The organism is Streptomyces sp. AN091965 (assembly GCF_022698285.1).
Taxonomy (GTDB): domain Bacteria; phylum Actinomycetota; class Actinomycetes; order Streptomycetales; family Streptomycetaceae; genus Streptomyces.
In genome coordinates this window covers 7,337,073-7,355,354 of record NZ_JALDMY010000001.1, presented here as the reverse complement: position 1 = coordinate 7,355,354, position 18,282 = coordinate 7,337,073, and the positions used below count along the sequence as shown (strand labels likewise).

General features: G+C 74.0%; 13 protein-coding genes. 5 read left to right on the top strand and 8 right to left on the bottom strand.

What is annotated here, in order from left to right:
- Positions 1 to 126 precede the first annotated feature (126 nt).
- Genes MQV74_RS31365 through MQV74_RS31355 form a run of 3 tightly spaced genes read right to left on the bottom strand, consistent with a single transcriptional unit; the run spans position 127 to position 4,005 of the window.
- Positions 127 to 2,517 (bottom strand): xanthine dehydrogenase family protein molybdopterin-binding subunit, encoded by a 2,391-nt coding sequence (locus MQV74_RS31365; protein WP_242725448.1) that lies wholly within the window; start codon positions 2,515 to 2,517, stop codon positions 127 to 129.
- Between the two features lie 4 nt (positions 2,518 to 2,521).
- Positions 2,522 to 3,115, bottom strand: a complete 594-nt coding sequence (locus tag MQV74_RS31360; RefSeq protein WP_242725443.1) for a (2Fe-2S)-binding protein — start codon at positions 3,113 to 3,115, stop codon at positions 2,522 to 2,524.
- A complete protein-coding gene (locus MQV74_RS31355; RefSeq protein ID WP_242725438.1) occupies positions 3,115 to 4,005 on the bottom strand; it encodes an FAD binding domain-containing protein in 891 nt (296 codons plus the stop codon). Before MQV74_RS31355 ends, MQV74_RS31360 begins: the two co-directional genes overlap by 1 nt.
- Positions 4,006 to 4,487: 482 nt before the next feature.
- Between MQV74_RS31355 and MQV74_RS31350 the strand changes: the two genes are divergently transcribed.
- Together MQV74_RS31350 and MQV74_RS31345 are read left to right on the top strand one after the other, a co-directional pair.
- Positions 4,488 to 6,245 carry a PucR family transcriptional regulator ligand-binding domain-containing protein gene (locus MQV74_RS31350; RefSeq protein WP_242725435.1) on the top strand — a complete coding sequence of 586 codons (1,758 nt, stop codon included), beginning with the start codon at positions 4,488 to 4,490 and terminating at the stop codon, positions 6,243 to 6,245.
- Between the two features lie 163 nt (positions 6,246 to 6,408).
- The gene (locus tag MQV74_RS31345) at positions 6,409 to 7,185 is read left to right on the top strand and encodes a hypothetical protein (RefSeq protein WP_242725432.1); all 777 of its coding nucleotides are present in this window, start codon (positions 6,409 to 6,411) and stop codon (positions 7,183 to 7,185) included.
- 10 nt (positions 7,186 to 7,195) lie between these two features.
- Here the strand turns inward: MQV74_RS31345 and MQV74_RS31340 are convergent, their stop codons facing one another.
- Positions 7,196 to 10,258, bottom strand: a complete 3,063-nt coding sequence (locus tag MQV74_RS31340) for an alpha-mannosidase (protein ID WP_242725429.1) — start codon at positions 10,256 to 10,258, stop codon at positions 7,196 to 7,198.
- Positions 10,259 to 10,503: 245 nt separating this feature from the next.
- On the opposite strand from MQV74_RS31340, the gene MQV74_RS31335 reads away from it, so the two are divergent.
- Positions 10,504 to 10,902, top strand: coding sequence for an ATP-binding protein (locus tag MQV74_RS31335; RefSeq protein ID WP_308402333.1), 399 nt, complete (start codon positions 10,504 to 10,506; stop codon positions 10,900 to 10,902).
- Positions 10,903 to 11,148: 246 nt separating this feature from the next.
- Here the strand turns inward: MQV74_RS31335 and MQV74_RS31330 are convergent, their stop codons facing one another.
- Both MQV74_RS31330 and MQV74_RS31325 read right to left on the bottom strand, forming a co-directional pair.
- Positions 11,149 to 12,201, bottom strand: coding sequence for a DUF2637 domain-containing protein (locus MQV74_RS31330; RefSeq protein ID WP_242725423.1), 1,053 nt, complete (start codon positions 12,199 to 12,201; stop codon positions 11,149 to 11,151).
- 205 nt (positions 12,202 to 12,406) lie between these two features.
- Entirely contained in the window at positions 12,407 to 13,276 is an 870-nt protein-coding gene (locus MQV74_RS31325; protein WP_242725420.1) for a (2Fe-2S)-binding protein, read from the bottom strand.
- A 183-nt stretch (positions 13,277 to 13,459) separates the two neighbouring features.
- On the opposite strand from MQV74_RS31325, the gene MQV74_RS31320 reads away from it, so the two are divergent.
- Entirely contained in the window at positions 13,460 to 14,203 is a 744-nt protein-coding gene (locus MQV74_RS31320) for a GntR family transcriptional regulator (RefSeq protein WP_242725417.1), read from the top strand.
- 3 nt (positions 14,204 to 14,206) lie between these two features.
- On the opposite strand, the gene MQV74_RS31315 is transcribed toward MQV74_RS31320, so the two are convergent.
- Both MQV74_RS31315 and MQV74_RS41425 read right to left on the bottom strand, forming a co-directional pair.
- Positions 14,207 to 15,949 carry a pyruvate dehydrogenase gene (locus MQV74_RS31315; protein WP_242725404.1) on the bottom strand — a complete coding sequence of 581 codons (1,743 nt, stop codon included), beginning with the start codon at positions 15,947 to 15,949 and terminating at the stop codon, positions 14,207 to 14,209.
- A 54-nt stretch (positions 15,950 to 16,003) separates the two neighbouring features.
- Positions 16,004 to 16,954 (bottom strand): protein phosphatase 2C domain-containing protein, encoded by a 951-nt coding sequence (locus MQV74_RS41425; RefSeq protein WP_374120723.1) that lies wholly within the window; start codon positions 16,952 to 16,954, stop codon positions 16,004 to 16,006.
- Between the two features lie 772 nt (positions 16,955 to 17,726).
- On the opposite strand from MQV74_RS41425, the gene MQV74_RS41420 reads away from it, so the two are divergent.
- Positions 17,727 to 18,050 carry a hypothetical protein gene (locus tag MQV74_RS41420; RefSeq protein WP_374120722.1) on the top strand — a complete coding sequence of 108 codons (324 nt, stop codon included), beginning with the start codon at positions 17,727 to 17,729 and terminating at the stop codon, positions 18,048 to 18,050.
- The last annotated feature ends 232 nt before the right edge of the window (positions 18,051 to 18,282 follow it).

Here is an 18,282-nt window from a genome sequence, read left to right as displayed (position 1 = left end):
CGTGGGGGCTCTTCGAGGAGCGGCAGGACCGCGAGCGGTGCGGTACTGGAGGCTCCGGGCGGTGCGGACCGGCGGAAGTGTGACGTTCCTGGGAGGCACACACCGCCCGGAGAGCGGGGGGGCCGGTCAGGTCCCGGTGAGGTGCTCCGGGCGGACCGGCGTCCTGTTCAGTTCGAGCCCGGTCGCCGCGCGGATGGCGGCGAGCACCGCCGGCGTCGACGACAGGGTCGGGGCCTCGCCGATGCCGCGAAGCCCGTACGGGGCGTGCTCGTCGGCGAGTTCGAGCACGTCGACCGGGATGGTCGGCGTGTCGAGGATGGTGGGGAGCAGATAGTCCGTGAAGGAGGGGTTCCTGACCTTCGCGGTCTTGGGGTCGACGACGATCTCCTCCATCACCGCGACGCCCATGCCCTGGATGGTGCCGCCCTGGATCTGGCCGAGGACGGAGAGCGGGTTGAGCGCCTTGCCGACGTCCTGCGCGCAGGCCAGTTCGATGACCTTGACGAGGCCGAGCTCGGTGTCGACCTCGACGACGGCGCGGTGCGCGGCGAAGGAGTACTGGACGTGGCCGTTGCCCTGCCCGGTGCGCAGGTCGAAGGGCTCGGTGGGCCGGTGGCGCCACTCCAGCTCGATGTCCACGGCCTCGTCCTCCAGGACGTCCACGAGGTCGGCCAGGACCTCGCCGCCGTCGGTGACGACCTTGCCGCCCTCCAGGAGGAGTTCGGCGGTGGCCCACGCCGGGTGGTACGTGCCGAACCTGGCGCGGCCCAGCTCCAGGACCTTCTCGCGCACGGCCTCGCAGGAGTTCTTGACCGCGCCGCCGGTGACGTACGTCTGCCGGGACGCGGACGTCGAGCCCGCGCTGCCCACCTGGGTGTCGGCCGGGTGGATCGTCACCTGGGTGACGCCCAGTTCCGTACGGGCGATCTGCGCGTGCACGGTGACGCCGCCCTGGCCGACCTCGGCCATCGCGGTGTGCACGGTGACGACCGGTTCGCCCGCGACGACCTCCATGCGGACCCGGGCCGTCGAGTAGTCGTCGAAGCCCTCGGAGAAGCCGACGTTCTTGATGCCGACCGCGTAGCCGACGCCGCGGACGACGCCCTCGCCGTGCGTGGTGTTGGACAGGCCGCCGGGCAGCTGGCGCACGTCCGAGCCCTCGGTGGTCTCCCACTGGCGCTCCGGCGGCAGCGGCATCGCCTTGACCCGGCGAAGGAGTTCGGCGACCGGGGCGGGCGAGTCGACCGGCTGCCCGGTCGGCATGATCGTGCCCTGCTCCATGGCGTTGAGCTGCCGGAACTCGACGGGGTCCAGACCGAGCTCCGCCGCCAGCTTGTCCATCTGCGCCTCGTACGCGAAGCACGCCTGGACCGCGCCGAAGCCGCGCATGGCGCCGCAGGGCGGGTTGTTGGTGTACAGCGCGATCGCCTCGATCTCCACGTCGTCGACGACGTAGGGGCCGACGCTCAGCGAGGAGGCGTTGCCGACCACGGCCGGGGACGCGGAGGCGTAGGCGCCGCCGTCCAGGACGATCCGGCACTTCATGTGGGTGAGCTTGCCGTCCTTGGTGGCCCCGTGCTCGTAGTGGAGCTTGGCGGGGTGGCGGTGGACGTGCCCGAAGAAGGACTCGAAGCGGTTGTAGACGATCTTGACCGGCTTGCCGGTGCGCAGCGCCAGGAGGCAGGCGTGGATCTGCATCGACAGGTCCTCGCGGCCGCCGAAGGCGCCGCCGACGCCCGCGAGCGTCATCCGGACCTTCTCCTCGGGCAGGCCGAGGACGGGGGCGATCTGCTTGAGGTCCGAGTGCAGCCACTGGGTGGCCACGTACAGATCGACGCCGCCGTCCTCGCCGGGCACGGCGAGGCCGGACTCGGGGCCGAGGAAGGCCTGGTCCTGCATGCCGAAGGTGTAGTCGCCCGTGACGATCACGTCGGCCCGCCGCGCGGCCGCGGCCGCGTCGCCGCGGACGATCGGCTGGCGGTGCACGACGTTCGGGTGCGGGACGTGGCCCGCGTGGTGGTCGTCGCGGCCCTCGTGGACGAGGACCGCGTCCGGCGCCACGGCGCTCGCCTCGTCGGTGATGACGGGCAGCTCGCGGTACTCGACCTTGATCTTGGCGGCGGCGCGGCGCGCGGTCTCCGGGTGGTCGGCGGCCACGAGGGCCACCGGCTCGCCGTGGTGGCGGACCTTGCCGTGGGCGAGGACCGGGGTGTCCTGGATCTCCAGGCCGTAGTTCTTCACCTCGGTCGGCAGGTCGTCGTAGGTGAGGACCGCGTAGACGCCCGCGGTCGCCAGGGCCTCGCCGGTGTCGATGGAGACGATCTCGGCGTGCGCGACCGGGGAGCGCAGGATCTGGCCCCACAGCATGTCCTCGTGCCACATGTCGGACGAGTACGCGAACTCGCCGGTGACCTTGAGGATGCCGTCCGGGCGGAGCGTGGACTCGCCGATGCCGCCCTTGGTCTGCGAGCCCTGGGTGACGTCGGCGGGGATGCCCGTGGTGCGGGTGTCGGCCATGTCCTCAGACCTCCTGGGTCTGGCGCGCGGCGGCGAGGCGGACCGCGTCCAGGATCTTCTCGTAGCCCGTGCACCGGCACAGGTTGCCGGAGAGGGCCTCGCGGATGTCGGCGTCCGTCGGGTCCGGGTTGCGCTCCAGCATCTCGTCGGCGGCGACGAGCAGGCCCGGCGTGCAGAAGCCGCACTGGACGGCGCCCGCGTCGATGAACGCCTGCTGGACGGGCGAGAGTTCCGCGCCCTCGCCGGTGCGGGAGTCGGCGGGCCCGGCCTGCCAGCGCTTGGCCCGGTCCAGGGAGACCCCGCAGGATCCGGTGGCGCCGGTGGCGCAACCGCCGTGCTCCGCGCGCTGCTTGGCGAAGTCCGCGAGGCCCTCGACGGTGACGACCTCGCGGCCCTCCACCTGTCCGGCCGCGACCAGGCAGGCGCACACCGGCACCCCGTCGAGGCGGACGGTGCAGGAGCCGCACTCGCCCTGCTCGCAGGCGTTCTTCGACCCGGGAAGGCCGAGCCGCTCGCGCAGCACGTACAGCAGGGACTCGCCCTCCCACACGTCGTCGGCTTCCTGCGGACGGCCGTTGACCGTGAAGTTGACACGCATTACGCGACTCCCTCCGTGCCACGGCCCGCGCCGCGGTAGGACTCCCAGGTCCAGCCGAGCGTGCGGCGGGCCATGATGCCGACGGCGTGGCGGCGGTAGCTCGCCGTGCCGCGGACGTCGTCGATCGGGTTGGCGGCGCCGGAGACCAGGTCCGCGAACTGCTTGGCGACCGACGGGGTGATGATCTTCTTGCTGTCCCAGAAGCCGCCCTCGTCGAGCGCCGCGTTCAGGAAGTCCTCGGCCGCCTCGGCGCGGATCGGGGTCGGGGCGGCCGAGCCGATGCCGGTGCGCACGGTGCGGGCCTGGGGGTGCAGCGCGATGCCGAAGGCGCACACGGCGATCACCATCGCGTTGCGGGTGCCGACCTTCGAGTACTGCTGCGGGCCTTCCGCCTTCTTGATGTGCACGGCCCTGATCAGCTCGTCGGGGGCGAGCGCGTTGCGCTTCACCCCGGTGTAGAAGTCGTCGATCGGGATCAGCCGGGTGCCGCGCACGGACTCGGCCTCGACCTCGGCGCCCGCGGCGAGGAGCGCCGGATGGGCGTCACCGGCCGGGGACGCGGTGCCCAGGTTGCCGCCGACGCCGCCGCGGTTGCGGATCTGCGGCGATGCCACGGTGTGCGAGGCGAGCGCGAGGCCGGGCAGCTCCGCGCGCAGGTGCTCCATGATGTGGGTGTACGGAACGGAGGCGCCGAGCCGGACGGAGTCCTCGCCGACCTCCCACTCCCGCAGCTCACCGATGCGGTTGAGGTCCAGGAGGTACTCCGGACGCCGGTGGTCGAAGTTGATCTCGACCATGACATCGGTGCCACCCGCGATCGGCACAGCCGTGGGGTGCTCGGCCTTCGCGGCGAGCGCCTCCTCCCAGCTGGCGGGGCGAAGGAAGTCCATGAGTGGCTCTCTCTTCGTAATCGTGCGTCGTCATCGTGCTCGGTGCGCGTACGCGGTGCCGGTACGCCGTGCTGGTACGCGATGCTTCGTGACCGGCGGCGCTGTTGCTGATCGTGAACGCCGGGCGCGGTCTTCCGGGGGACGCGGCCGTCCGCCTTCCGGGTGGTGGCGGTGGTGCGACTTCCGAGTGGAGGCGATCGATCCGGCCACGTGGGCCGCCGGCCTCTCGACTGCTCGTTCATGTGCTGTTAACGCGGAGTGGGGCCAGTACACCGCCCGCTCCTCCCATGGGGTCAGTCACCGAAACCATGAAGGAGTTAGCTGGCCAAGCCGTGAGTCTTGTAGATTCGTATGAAGAACAGGCCCCGGCAACCTCGCGGCTTCCCCCGGGAAACCGCCAGGACGCCGAGGCCCGCGGTCCCCGGAACCCCCGGCGCGGCCGGGCACACACGAAATCGAGACAGATCGGCGGCGACGACACGATGCGGCTGCGCGCACTCCTTGACACCGACGCCCTTGGCCTCAGGCTGCTCGGCGGCGAGGACGAGCTCGACCGCACCGTCCGGGGCGTGATGACCACGGACCTGCGCGACCCCAGCCGCTATCTGGGCGGCGGCGAGCTGGTGCTCACCGGCCTCGCCTGGCGCCGGGACGCCGCCGACACGGAGCCGTTCGTACGGATCCTCGCGACCGCCGGGGTCGCGGCGCTCGCGGCGGGCGAGGCCGAGCTGGGCGACGTCCCCGACGACCTCGTCCAGGCCTGCGCCCGCCACCGGCTCCCGCTCTTCGCCGTCAACGAGTCGGTGGCGTTCGCGACGATCACCGAGCATGTCGTGCGCCAGGTCTCGGGCGAGCGCGCCGGGGACCTCGCGGCCGTCGTGGACCGGCACCGGCGCCTGATGACGTCGGGCCCCGCGGGCGGCGGCCCGGACGTCGTCCTCGACCTGCTCGGCTCCGACCTGGACCTGCGCGCCTGGGTCCTGTCCCCCGCCGGACGCGCCATCGCCGGGGCGGCCGCGGGCGCCCCCGGCCTCTCGGCCCGGATCCGCGCGCGGCTCGCCGGGGAGCACCTGGCCGCCGCCCGCACCGGGCGGCGCGGGCCGCACCGGGTGGGCGTGGACGGGGTCACGTACTCGCTGTTCCCCATCCGCTCCAGCGGCCGGGGCAGCGCGGGCGCCTCCCGGGACGTCCGCGAGACCGTCCTGTCCGACTGGCTGCTCGCCGTCGAGGCCGACGCGGGCGACTGGCCCGAGGAGCGGCTCGACCTGCTCCAGGGCGTCACCCAGCTGATCGCCGTCGAGCGGGACCGCAGGGACGCGGCGCGCACGGTGCGCCGCCGCCTCGCGCAGGAGGTGCTCGAACTGGTCCAGACGGGTGCCGCGCCCGCCGAGATCGCCGCGCGCCTGCGGGTCGCGGCACCGGTGCTCCTGCCCGGGCTCGGCGCGGCCCCGCACTGGCAGGTCGTGGTGGCCCGGGTGGAGTGGGACGAGGTCCAGGGCGGGCCCGCGGCCGACGCCGGCGGGCGCCGGGCGGGCGAGCCCTCGGGATCCCCGATCGACGGCGGGCGCCGCGCGGGCATCGAGAGCGGCCCGGTCGCCCAGGCGCTCCTGGAGGAGATCCTCGTCGACCCGGCGACCGCGGGCCCCGACCCGTCCGACCGGATCGCCGTCGCGCACACCGGCGACGAAGCCATCGCGCTCGTGCCGCTGCCCGCGATGTCCCCGGAGGCCGAGGGCGGCGACGCGGGTCTGCTCGCCGACGCGCTCCTCGCCGCCGTGCGCGAGCCCCTGACGGCGGGCCTCGCCGACGACGGCCGCCTCACCCTCGGCGTCAGCGCGGCCGTGCACTCCGCGGAGGGCCTGCGCGGCGCCCTGGAGGAGGCCCGGCACGCCCGCCGGGTCGCGGCCGCCCGCCCCGGCCGGGTCTGCGCCGCGGGCCACCAGGAGCTGGCCTCGCACGTGCTGCTGCTGCCGTTCGTGCCCGACGACGTGCGCCGCGCGTTCACGGCCCGCCTCCTCGATCCGCTGCGCGAGTACGACCGCCGCCACCGCGCGGAGCTCATCCCCACCCTGGAGGCCTTCCTCGACTGCGACGGCTCCTGGACGCGCTGCGCGACCCGGTTGCACCTGCACGTCAACACACTGCGCTACCGCGTGGGCCGAATCGAGCAGTTGACGGGCCGTGACCTCGCACGCCTGGAGGACAAGCTGGATTTCTTCTTGGCATTGCGGATGAGCTGAGCCACGGGCGCGGGCGTGCGCCGGTCGGCTCAGCCCAAAACCACACCATCCGCCTCCCCCAACTTTGTGAAATCCTTCACCCACCCCCTTGGCCCCGCGCGCCGATCCGTGCTGAGATTCGCCCACGACTCAACAGCTCAATGGTGCGCTAGGGGAGGGCAACGTGGCGCATACCGCCATGTCTGGTACGGGAAATGGCTCAGGGCACGATCCACTCCAGACCGCGGTATGGCGGCTGCGCTCGCGCGGCTGCTGGACCGACGCCGCAGCACTGCTCGCGCCCCGGGAGGGCGCGGCCGCCGCGCTCCAGAGAACCTCGCTGCTCGTCGAGCGCTGCCTGTTCACCGGGGAGGGCTGGGCCGAGGCCGAGGACGGCCTGCGGACGGCGGAGGCCGTCGCCGACGATGACGACGCGCGCGGGGCCGCCGCCTGCGAGCGGGGCCAACTCGCCTACGCGGCCACCGTGTTGGGCGTACGCGACCGCGCCGACGAGGCCCGTACCGCGCTGGGCCGCGCCGCCGCGCTGCTCGCGCCCGGGGCCGCCGGGCGGGCCCTGTTGGACTTCCGCCGCGGCCTGGTCGCCGAGCACCTCGCCGACTCGCCGCAGGCCGCGCGGGCCGCGTACCGGCGCGCGCACGCCGGGGCCACCGCGCACGAGGACTCCCTCCTCCTCTCCTTCACCTGGCGGCACCTCGCCGGACTCGCCCTGCGCGAAGGGGAGTTGGCGGAGGCCAGGCACGGCTTCTCCGAATCCCTGCGGCTGCGCGAGGAGTTGGGGTTCCTGGTCGGCACCGCCCCCGCCCTCGCCGCCCTCGCCGACGCCGAACCCGAGCCCGAGGCCTCCCGCCTCCGCGCCGAAGCCACCCGTCTCTTCCGCCTCCTCGGCGGCGTCCCCTCCTGGCTGGCCCCCCAACTCACCCCACCGGCCCCGGCGGCCTAGCCCGCGCGGGCTACGCCGGGCTCAGCCTCAGGGTCAGGATCTGGAAGGGCCGCAAGGAGACGGAGAGCCCCGCGCCGGTGGTGGCGGCGGGGCGCAGGGGCCGCTCCAGGAGATCCGTGACCTCGGCGCGGGCGACAGGAAACGCCGAGGTCAGCACCGCCCGAGCCCGCCCGCCCCGGGACTCGTACAGCCGCACCACCACATCGCCGCTCCGATCCTCCGCGAGCTTCACCGACTCCACCGTCACCCCCGGGTGGTCGACCCGCACGAGCGGCGCGACGTCCCCCGCCCGGGCCACCCGCACCGGCAGGTTCAGCGCGAGCCCCTCGGCCACGGCGTCCCCCACCTCCGCCCCCGGGAGCAGCGCGTACGTGAACCGGTGCGCTCCCACGTCCGTGTCCGGGTCGGGGCTGTGGGGCGCCCGAAGGAGCGTGAGGCGCACGGTCGTGCCGAGCCCGTCGGCGTGCTCGGCGCGCGTCACGTCGTGGCCGTACGTCGAGTCGTTGAGCACCGCGACCCCGTACCCGTCCTCGCCCACCCGCAGCCACCGGTGGGCGCAGATCTCGAACCGGGCCGCGTCCCAGCCGGTGTTGGCGTGCGTCGGGCGGTGCACGTGGCCGAACTGGATCTCCGCCGTGGACCGTTCGGCGTGTACGTCCAGCGGGAACGCGGCCTTGAGCACCTTCTCCGACTCGCGCCAGTCCACATCCGTGACCACGTCGAGTCGGCGGCTGCCCGCCGCGAGCCGCAGCTCCTGCGTGATCCGCGAGCCGTCGCCGAAGGCGCGTACGACCCGCACGGAGGCGCGCAGCGGCCCGTCCTCGACCAGCTCCACGGACTCGGCGGCCGTCAGGTCGGCGTGCCGGCGGCGGTAGTGCTCGTCCAGGTCCCAGGCGTCGTAGCGGGTGGGGTGGTCCGGGTGCAGCTGGAGGAGGTTGCCGCGGGCCCCGGGCGCGAGGACCTCGCGGTCGTGGTCCAGGTCCCGTACGGAGGCGAGCAGCCCGTCGGCGTCGACGGTGACGCGCAGGTGCTCGTTCGTCAGGATGATCTCGGTGCCGGTCCGCGTCGCCGAGGTCACCGCCTCCGGGGCCCGCTCGTGACCTGCGGCGACGGCGAGGCTGCGGGTGCCGAGCGGGCCCACGTGCACATGCGTGAGCGCGCCGTCGTGCTCGACGACCTCGCTGCGCGCGTACGGCGACGCGTTCAGGACGCAGACGTCACCGGCGCCCAGGTGCCGTACCGCGTCCGCCGTGATGCCGTCCAGCTCGGTGAGCACGCGCGCGTAGGTGTCCCGCGCCTCCCGGTGCACCCACGCGATGGACGAACCCGGCAGGATGTCGTGGAACTGGTGCAGCAGGACCGTCTTCCACAGCCGGTCGAGGGCGTCGTACGGATAGGCGTACGCGGGGTCCTTGAGCGCGGCCGTCGCGCACCACAACTCGGCTTCCCTGAGGGCGTGTTCGCTGCGTCGGTTACCGCGCTTGGTCGCCGCCTGCGTCGTGTACGTCGCCCGGTGCAGCTCCAGATACAGCTCGCCGGACCACACCGGCGCCCGCTCGCCGTACTCCTCCTCGGCCGCCGCGAAGAACGCCGAAGGCCGCTCGATCTCGACCCTCGGCGAGCCCTCCAGGGAGCGCAGCCTGCGGGCCCGCTCCAGCATCTCGCGGGTGGGTCCGCCCCCGCCGTCGCCCCAGCCGAACGGCACCAGGGAGCGGGTCGCGCGCCCCTTCTCGGCGAAGTTCCGCTCGGCGTGGGCCAGTTCGGAGCCGAGGAACTGGGAGTTGTAGGTGTCCACGGGCGGGAAGTGCGTGAACACGCGGGTGCCGTCGATGCCCTCCCACCAGAACGTGTGGTGCGGCATCTTGTTGGACTGGTTCCAGCTCAGCTTCTGGGTGAGGAACCAGCGCACGCCCGCGAGCCGCGCGAGCTGCGGGAAGGCGGCCGTGTAGCCGAAGGAGTCGGGCAGCCAGATCTCCTCGGTGTCGACCCCGAACTCCTCCTGGAAGAACCGCTTCCCGTGCACGATCTGCCGGGCCAGGGCCTCCCCGCCCGGCATGTTCGCGTCCGACTCCACCCACATCGAGCCGACGGGCGCCCAGTTCCCCGCCGCCACCGCCTTCTTGATCCGCTCCCAGATGTGCGGCTGGTGCTCCTTCACCCAGGCGTACTGCTGTGCCTGCGAGCAGGCGAAGACCAGCTCCGGATAGTCACGCGCGAGCGCCGTCACATTGGCGAACGTCCGGGACGCCTTGCGCACCGTCTCGCGCAGCGGCCACAGCCACGCCGAGTCGATGTGCGCGTGCCCGGCAGCCGATACGCGGTGGGAGCTGGCGTGGGCGGGCCGCGCGAGCACCTCGGCCAGCTCCGCGCGCGCCGCCGCGGCGGTCCCCCGTACGTCGTGCGGATCGAGCGCGTCGAGCATGTCCTCCAGGGCGCGCAGGATCTCGTGGCGCCGCGGACGCGCCGCGTCCAGTTCACCCATCAGCTCGGACAGGACCTCGATGTCCAGGAGCAGATGCCAGACGTCCTCGTCGAGTACGGCCAGGTCGGCAGCGGCGAATCGGTACATCGGCCGATCGTCCGCGGTCAGGATGTCGCCGAGCCGGGTCGGCACGAAGTCGCGCAGGACCGCAGGGTTGGCCGCCGCCTCCAGCAACAGGTGCACCGGCTCGCCGCCCTCGGCGGGGGCCGCGACGGGTACGTGCCGGTTGCGCGGGTGAATGCCCTTGAGCGGGACCCCGACGGCGTCGTGGACCAGGCCCTCCGCCTGGAACCCGGGCCCCTCGCCGGTGAACCCCGGATCGACGACCGCCTCCACCCGCCGCCCGCGCCACGCCTCAGGCACCTGCCCCGTCATCCGGAACCAACTCGTCGACCAGGGCTTTCCCCAGGCCGTACCGGCGTCGAAGGGCTCGTACGACGCCGCGAGCGCCTCGGCGACGGGCACCAGCTCGTCGGGCGCGTGCCACACGGAGAGCGCGAGCGGCACGCGGTCCGCGTACTGGGCGGGGCGGATGAACTGCCGCACCGCGCGTTCCAGGCGCTCCTCCACCAGACGTCGGTCGTCGTGCACGGCGACTCCTCCACATGGTCGATCCCGAGTGGTACTCGGCTTCACTTCCCCTCAACCCATCGGCGCATCCGCTTCGTTGGTTGACGAATGGACATGAGTGGGCCCAAGTGGGGCGGGCATGCATCCCGTGAGCATGTTCGATGACGGACTTGTGGGCGGGGGTCATGGTCAGGTATGCGCAAGGAGGTGCCGCCATCGGTTGGGGGGCGGCCCCGGTGAGACGAGAGGACCATCAAGTCGACGGCGTGACGAGCGAGAGCGGGCTCCAGCTGCGGCGCAGGCTGGGGCGTTCCGACCTCAGGGCGGTGTCCGAGGCCCGCGCGGCGCTGCGGGACCTGCTGCGGCGCTGGGGGCGCTCCGGCTCGTCCGACGTGGCCGAGCTCCTCACCAGTGAGCTGGTCACGAACGCCCTGGTGCACACCGACCGGGACGCGGTCCTGACGGCGACGGTGGGGCCGCGGCGGCTGCGGGTGGAGGTCCGGGACTTCGTGGGACGGCGGCCGCGGATGCGGACGCCCGCGGCGGGCGACGCCACGCACGGGCGCGGCCTGATGCTCGTCCAGTCCCTCGCGGACGCGTGGGGCGTGCGGGCGCACGGCGTGGGCAAGGCGGTGTGGTTCGAACTGGACGCGGACGGCCTCTAGCCCTCACGGGGCGCCCCGGGCCCGCCCCTTCCCGAACCAGGGGCTGCCGCCCCTGGGACCCCGCCGTTCATCGCGCTGGCGCGCTCGTCCTCAAACGCCGGACGGGCTGAATACCCACGGCGCGCGCCGGAGACTTTCAGCCCGTCCGGCGTTTGAGGACGAGGCGCGGAGCGCCGAAAAAGGCGGGGGCACGGGGGCGCGGCCCCCGGATCGGGAAGGGGCGGGTCCGGGGCGCCCCCGCGAGGGTTAGCCGAACTGCTGTTCCAGGTCCTTCAGCTTGCGCTCCAGCGAGTCGAGGCGCGGAATCGTCTGCGTGTCGTCCTCGGCCGTGAGATCGACCGTCACGGTCTCAGGACCGCCCTTGACGGCCTGGAGGGAGGGACGGGACCGTACGGGCAACTGCTCCTGCTGCGGCGGAGCCGCTATGGCAGGGTCCGCGCCGACCTGCCCGGACCCCACCGACGGCGCCACGGCCTGGACGTCGACCTGCCGCCCCCCGCGCCCGTGGTAGCCACGGCCCCGGCTGATCGCCTTCAGCTGCGCCCGCTCCAGCTTCTCCTGGTCGCGGCGGCGCGTCCGGGCCTGCTCCTTCTCGCGCCGGTCCTCGCGCACCTCCTCGACCGCCTCGTCGAGCGTGCGCACGCCTTCCAGGAGCATCAGCGACCACGCGCCGAACGTCTCCCGGGGCGCCCGCAGCCACCGTACGATCCGGATCTGCGGCAGCGGCCGCGGTACGAGGCCCTGTTCGCGCAGGGCGGCGCGGCGGGTCTGCTTGAGGGCCCGGTCGAAGAGGACGGCCGCGGACAGGGACATCCCGGCGAAGAACTGGGGCGCGCCCGCGTGGCCGAGGCCGCGCGGCGCGTGCACCCAGTTGAACCAGGCGGCGGCCCCCGCGAACGTCCACACCAGGAGCCGCGAGCCGAGCGCCGCGTCGCCGTGGCTGGCCTCGCGCACCGCGAGCACGGAGCAGAACATCGCGGCCCCGTCGAGCCCGAACGGCACCAGGTACTCCCAGCCGCCCGACAGGTTCAGGTTCTGCCGGCCGAAGCCGACCAGGCCGTGGAAGGAGAGGGCCGCGGCGACAGCCGCGCAGCAGAAGAGGAGGACGTAGGAGGCGGTGCCGTAGAGGGCTTCCTTGCGCCTGCGGCGCTCCTCGTTGCGTTCCCACGAGTCGTCGGCTGCGGCCGCCTTCGTCTGGGCTTTCTTGCCCCGTGCGAGCACCGCCACCGCCACTGCCATGCCCAAGAGCAGGACGCCGCCGGGCAGCAGCCAGTCCAGCGATATGTCGGTCAGTCTCATCTGGGGTCCCTTGCGTCGCGGTAGGGCGTTTCGGGCGCCATAGTGACCCACGCCCGACGGCGCTCAAGGGGTTTTCCGGCAAGAGGACGCCAAGTGGGTGGCAAGGACCGCGCCACGCCGGGAATCGTTCGAACTACTGCCAGGAATATACGAGTTGAGTTCGATTCGGCAGGCGCGCGGGGGCGGCGGGACGGGCCGGAGCGCGTCAGGCCGCGGCCTCGGCGGCCAGCTTGGCGGCGCGGTCCGTGTCGCACATGCGCGGGCAGGTGACGCAGGTCTCCTCGGGCCGCAGCGTGTAGAACATGCAGCAGCTCGCGCGGTCACGGGTGGGCAGCTTCTCGCCGTTCGGCCCGGTCAGTTCGCGGAACGCGGCCGTGCCGACGTACGGCTTGGTGGCGCCGGGGAGCAGTCGCTCAAGCTCGGCGGTGGCGCGCTGCTCCTCGCCGAGGAGGTGGGCGACGTACCAGATGCCCTCGACGATCTCGTCCGTCGCCATCGCCCACAGCGCCCGCCCGCGGCGGCGCATGCGCGGCCCGAAGCCGTCGAGCAGCGGACCCAGGTGCTCGGCCACGGCGGCCCGCACCTCGGCGCGCAGCGCCTCCTCGTCCGGTACGACGGTGGCGCCGGGCAGCGTGGCCGCCGGGTCGTCGGGCAGGCAGGCGAAGGTGGTCGGGCGCACGGCCAGCTTGCCGAGCGCGCGCTGGAAGGAGACGTGCTCCACGGGGTAGCGCGGCACGCGGCGGTGCAGGAACCACGGCACGGTGATCAGCAGACAGGCGGGCCAGGCGTAGCGGTGCAGCGCGAAGCTGGCCACGACGTCGGGCCGGGCGCGCAGGCCGTAGTCCTTGAGGACCTGCGCGTCGTCCCAGGCGAGGAACTCCTCGAACTCCGGCCCGGCCGCGGCGAGCCGCGCGACGGAGACCCAGCCGTCGCCCCGGGGTGCCTGTTCGTCCTCGGCCAGCTCCTGGATCCGCAGCCCGGGGTACACCTCGGTGAGACGGGCGTAGGCGCCCGTGACGGAACTGTGGCGGGGCGCCGAGTGCCGGGCGCCGGGCTCCAGGGTGGGAAGGGACATGCGGGACCGCCGAATCACGATCGATTGCAGGTAAGCCTAACCTTACCCAACATGATCGAGGTTTCAACTGGAGTGCGGTCCGCCTAAGGTGCTTCTCGGGTGATTCGGGTCGTACGTTTCGCGTCCGGCACGATCCCCTAGGTGCTGGGTGGGCCGCGGGAGCGCGGGAGCGGGGAGGTAACAGTGGAGCGGGCCGGAGCGCGTGCGGCGGGGGCCTCCGCCCGCTGCGCCGTCGCGAGGGTCCCGGGGCAGGCCGGGACGGGGAGCGGGGACCGGGGCGCGCCGGGGGAGCCGCCGGAGCGCGGCGGCGTGCGGCGCAGCTCCGTGCGCGGGCAGGTCCTCGACGCCCTGCGGGCCGCGCTCGTCGACGGCGACCTCGCGCCGGGCGAGGTGTACTCGGCGCCCGCCCTCGGGGAGCGGTTCGGCGTGTCCGCGACGCCCGTGCGCGAGGCCATGCAGCAGCTCGCCCTCGAAGGCGCGGTCGAGGTGGTGCCGAACCGGGGGTTCCGGGTCCTGCGGCGCGGCGCGCGGGAGCTCGGGGAGCTGGCCGAGGTGCGGGCCCTGATAGAGGTGCCGGTGATGCTGCGGCTCGCCCGCAGCGTGCCCGCCGGGCGGTGGGAGGCACTGCGGCCGCTCGCGGAGGCCACGGTCGTGGCCGCGGCGGCCGGCGACCGGGCCCGCTACGCGGACGCGGACCGGGCCTTCCACCGGGCCCTGCTCGGGCTCTCCGGCAACGGACAGCTCGTCCAGGTCGCCGACGACCTGCACCGCCGCTCCCAGTGGCCCCTGGTCACCGGCCCCGTCCACCCCCGCCGCGCCGACCTCGTCGCGGACGCGGCCGAGCACACGACCCTCCTGGACGCCCTGATCGCGGGCGACCTGCCGGTGGTGCACACGTTGGTGACGGAACACTTCGCGGGCAGCTGACCCTCAAGGCCTGGGGATGTTGCGCAAGTTGGAGCGGGCCATCTGGACCATGCGGCCCACCCCTCCGTCGAGGACGATCTTGCTGGCGGAGAGGGCGAAGCCGGTGACCATGTCGGAGCTGATCTTCGGGGGGATGGAGAGGGCGTTGGGGTCGGTGACGATGTCGACGAGGGCGGGGCCCTTGTGGGCGAAGGCGTCCTTGAGGGCGCCGGCGAGCTGCTTGGGCTTCTCCACGCGGACGCCGTAGGCCCCGGCCGCCCGGGCCACGGCGGCGAAGTCGGGGTTGTGGTTGGCGGTGCCGTACGAGGGCAGGCCCGCGACGAGCATCTCCAGCTCCACCATCCCGAGGGACGAGTTGTTGAAGAGGACCACCTTCACCGGCAGGTCGTACTGCACGAGCGTGAGGAAGTCGCCCATCAGCATGGAGAAGCCGCCGTCGCCCGACATGGAGATGACCTGCCGCTCGCGGTCGGTGAACTGGGCGCCGATCGCCTGCGGCAGCGCGTTCGCCATGGAGCCGTGGCTGAAGGAGCCGATGATGCGGCGCTTGCCGTTCGGGGTGAGGTAGCGGGCGGCCCAGACGTTGCACATGCCGGTGTCGATGGTGAAGACCGCGGACTCGTCCGCCAGGTCGTCGAGGACCGACGCCACGTACTCGGGGTGGATCGGCACGTGCTTCTCGACCTTGCGGGTGTAGGCCTTGATCACGCCTTCGAGCGTGTCGGCGTGTTTCTTGAGCATCTTGTCGAGGAACTTGCGGTTGCTCTTCGGCGAGACGCGCGGGGTCAGACAGCGCAGCGTCTCGCGCACGTCGCCCCAGACCGCGAGGTCAAGGCGGGAGCGGCGGCCCAGGTTCTCGGGCCGTACGTCGACCTGGACGATCTTCACGTCGTCGGGCAGGAAGGCGTTGTAGGGGAAGTCGGTGCCGAGCAGGATCAGCAGGTCGCACTCGTGGGTCGCCTCGTACGCGGCGCCGTAGCCGAGCAGTCCGCTCATGCCCACGTCGTACGGGTTGTCGTACTGGATCCACTCCTTGCCGCGCAGGGCGTGCCCGACGGGGGCCTTGAGCTTCTCGGCGAAGGCCATGACCTCGGCGTGCGCCCCCGCGGTGCCGCTGCCGCAGAACAGCGTGACCTTGTCCGCCTCGTCGATCATCGCGGCGAACTTGTCGATCTCGGCGTCGCCGGGGCGCACGGAGGGGCGCGAGGTGACGAGGGCGGTCTCGGCGGCCTTGTCCGGGGCGGGCTCGGAGGCGATGTCGCCGGGCAGCGAGACGACGCTGACGCCGGACTGCCCCACGGCGTGCTGGATGGCGGTCTGGAGCAGGCGCGGCATCTGCTTCGGGCTGGAGATCAGTTCGCTGTAGTGACTGCACTCGCGGAACAGCTGGTCGGGGTGGGTCTCCTGGAAGTAGCCGAGGCCGATCTCGGAGGAGGGGATGTGGGACGCCAGGGCGAGCACCGGGGCCATGGAGCGGTGGGCGTCGTAGAGGCCGTTGATGAGGTGGAGGTTGCCGGGGCCGCAGGAGCCCGCGCAGGCGGCGAGGGTGCCGGTGACCTGGGCCTCCGCGCCGGCCGCGAAGGCGGCGGTCTCCTCGTGCCTGACCTGGATCCAGTCGATCCGCGGGGTGCGCCGGATCGCGTCGACGACGGGATTGAGACTGTCGCCGACCACTCCGTAGAGCCGCTTGACCCCGGCGCGGACGAGGATGTCGACGAACTGCTCGGCGACGTTCTGCTTGGCCATGTCTTCATGCACCCCTTCGGTCGCTATGGGTCCATGAATTCACAGGGGCCGCGCTCACGCCTCCCAAACGGCCGCGGCCGTACGGTCATCGGCGTATCCCTTGACCCGTACTTGGGTGTCGGCGAGGAACGCGGCGAGGCCGGGCGGCCCGCCCTCGGACCACCGGCGGGTGAGGTGCCGGGACAGCTCGGGCTCGCCGCGCAGCGGTTCGGCGAGGCCGCCGGTGCACAGCAGCAGCGTGTCCCCCGGGCGGGCGACGGAGGCGCGGAAGCGGAAGGGGTCGCGGGGCGGGGCGGGCGCCGGTTCGTACGGGCTGGGGGGCGTGGTGATGCCCAGGTCCATGGTGAGCCGGTCGCCCTCGGGGGTCTCGGCGGGCGGCGAGCCGAAGCCGACGACGGCGGCGCCCGTGGTGGTGGCGACGCGCGGTTCGATGTCCTGCCACTCGCCGCCGCGCAGCCGGAACAGGCCGCCGGAGCCGACGCCGAAGAACACCCGGGTGCGGCAGCGCGGGTCGGCGGGCAGCAGCAGACAGCGCAGGGACGCTGTGTACTCCTCCGGTTCGAGCCCGAGGTCGGCGGCGCGGGCGCGCAGCTTGCCGAGGCTGCGGTCGGTGAGCCGGTGCAGGCCCGACTTCAGGTCGCCGCGCCGCGCGGCCCTGATGTCCTGGGCGAGCCGGGCGTGGCTGCGGCCCACGGCCCGGCCGATCCAGGCGCAGGCGTCGGCCGCCGCGCGGTGGGCGCCCGCCGTGGCGCGGGCTCCGGTGGCCATGGCGACCAGGACGAGGGCGTCCTCGCCGGTGCCGAAGCGGGCGGTGAGCAGCGCGTCCCGGCGCGGCTCGGCCCGGTACCGGGCGGAGTCCCCGCGTACGGAGGCCGCGCGCAGCGTGCTGGCGCCGTACCGGGCGCCGTCGAGCACGGTGTCGGCGACGAGGCTGCCGAGGTCGTCCGGGTCGGCGGCGGGCAGCCCGGTCGGCTCGGCTTCGTAGGTCGGGGGCCCGTCGCCCACGTACGCCCTGGCGGGGAGCGCCGGGCCCTCACCGACGGGCTCCTGTCCCTCCGGCTCCGCCGGGGCCTTCGGGGGGTGCGAGGACGCGGCGGTGGCGGCGCTGCTCTCCGTGGAGGGCCGCGTGGGCGGCGCGGCGGGCCGCTCGGGCGCGGAGGGGAAGGTGACGGGGCCGGCGGGGGTGGCGGGCGTCCAGGGGGCGGGGGCGCGGTAGGTGGGGGGCGCGGGGGGATCCGCCCGGCGGTCCCCGGGCGGGTCCGCAGGGGGCGCCGCGGAGGGAGGGCGGCGGGGTGCCGGGGTGCGGGCGGAGGGAGTCGCCGGGCCGCGGGGCGGCTCGACGCCGGGGGGCCAGGCGGGGGCCGGGGGTGGGGCGGCTGGAGGTGGGGCGGCTGCTGGGGGTGGGGCGGCCGCTGGGGGTGGGGCGGCCGCTGGGAGTGGGGCGGCTGCTGGGAGTGGGGTGGCCGCTGGGGGCCTGGTGCCCGGTGCGCCGGGCTCGGTGGCGGGTGCGGGAGGCGGGGGCCCCGGGTTCGGCGCCTGGGGTTTCGGGCGGGATTCCCGCCGCGGCTCGCCCCGCGGCTCCCCTCTCGATTCAGCACGCGGCTCCCGCTGCGGCTCGCCCCGCGGCTGGCCCCGCAACTGCCCTCGCGGCTCGCCCCGCGATTGCGCTCCCGGCTCACTCCGCGACTCCCCCCAGGGAACCTCCCGTTGCCCCGGAACGTCGTACGGCTTCGCTCCCCCGCCCACGTCGGGCGGCCTCGCGGGGGCGGGCGGCGGCGTGGGCGCGTCGTCGTCGGGGCCCACCCGGGGTGCGCTGCCCGCGGCGTACGCGGTGGGGTCCCTCGGCGGCAGCTCCCCCGCCGCCGGGGCGGAGGGGCCGCCCCGGGAACCGACCGCGGGCTTCGCCGCGAACGTGCCCCTGGGGGGCGGGCCCCCGGGTCCCGCGTGGTGGTCGGGCGCGGCGGGCGGGCCGTCGCCCGCCTCCTCGCCCACCGTGCCCGCCGCCGAGGCGAACCGGTCGTCCAGGGAATCGGCCGCGGCCGCGGGCCCCGTGTCGTCCTTCGCCTCGTCGTACAACTGCGCCCACCAGTCGGCCTCCTGACCGGTGGGCCTCTCCCCCTGCTGGCTCATGCCCCTATTGTCCACAGCACAGGCCGTACGAAAACGGTGCATCCGGAAATTCCCACCGGTCCGGACGGGGGTGGCGGGCGGTGGCGCGGGGTGCCGGGCGGGCCCACCCCCCACGGGAGGACCGCCCGGCGAGGAGGCCACCCTGGCAGAGCGGCGGGTGGTGCGGTGATGATGTTCGCGGCGGGTTCACGCCGTGGCCGGTT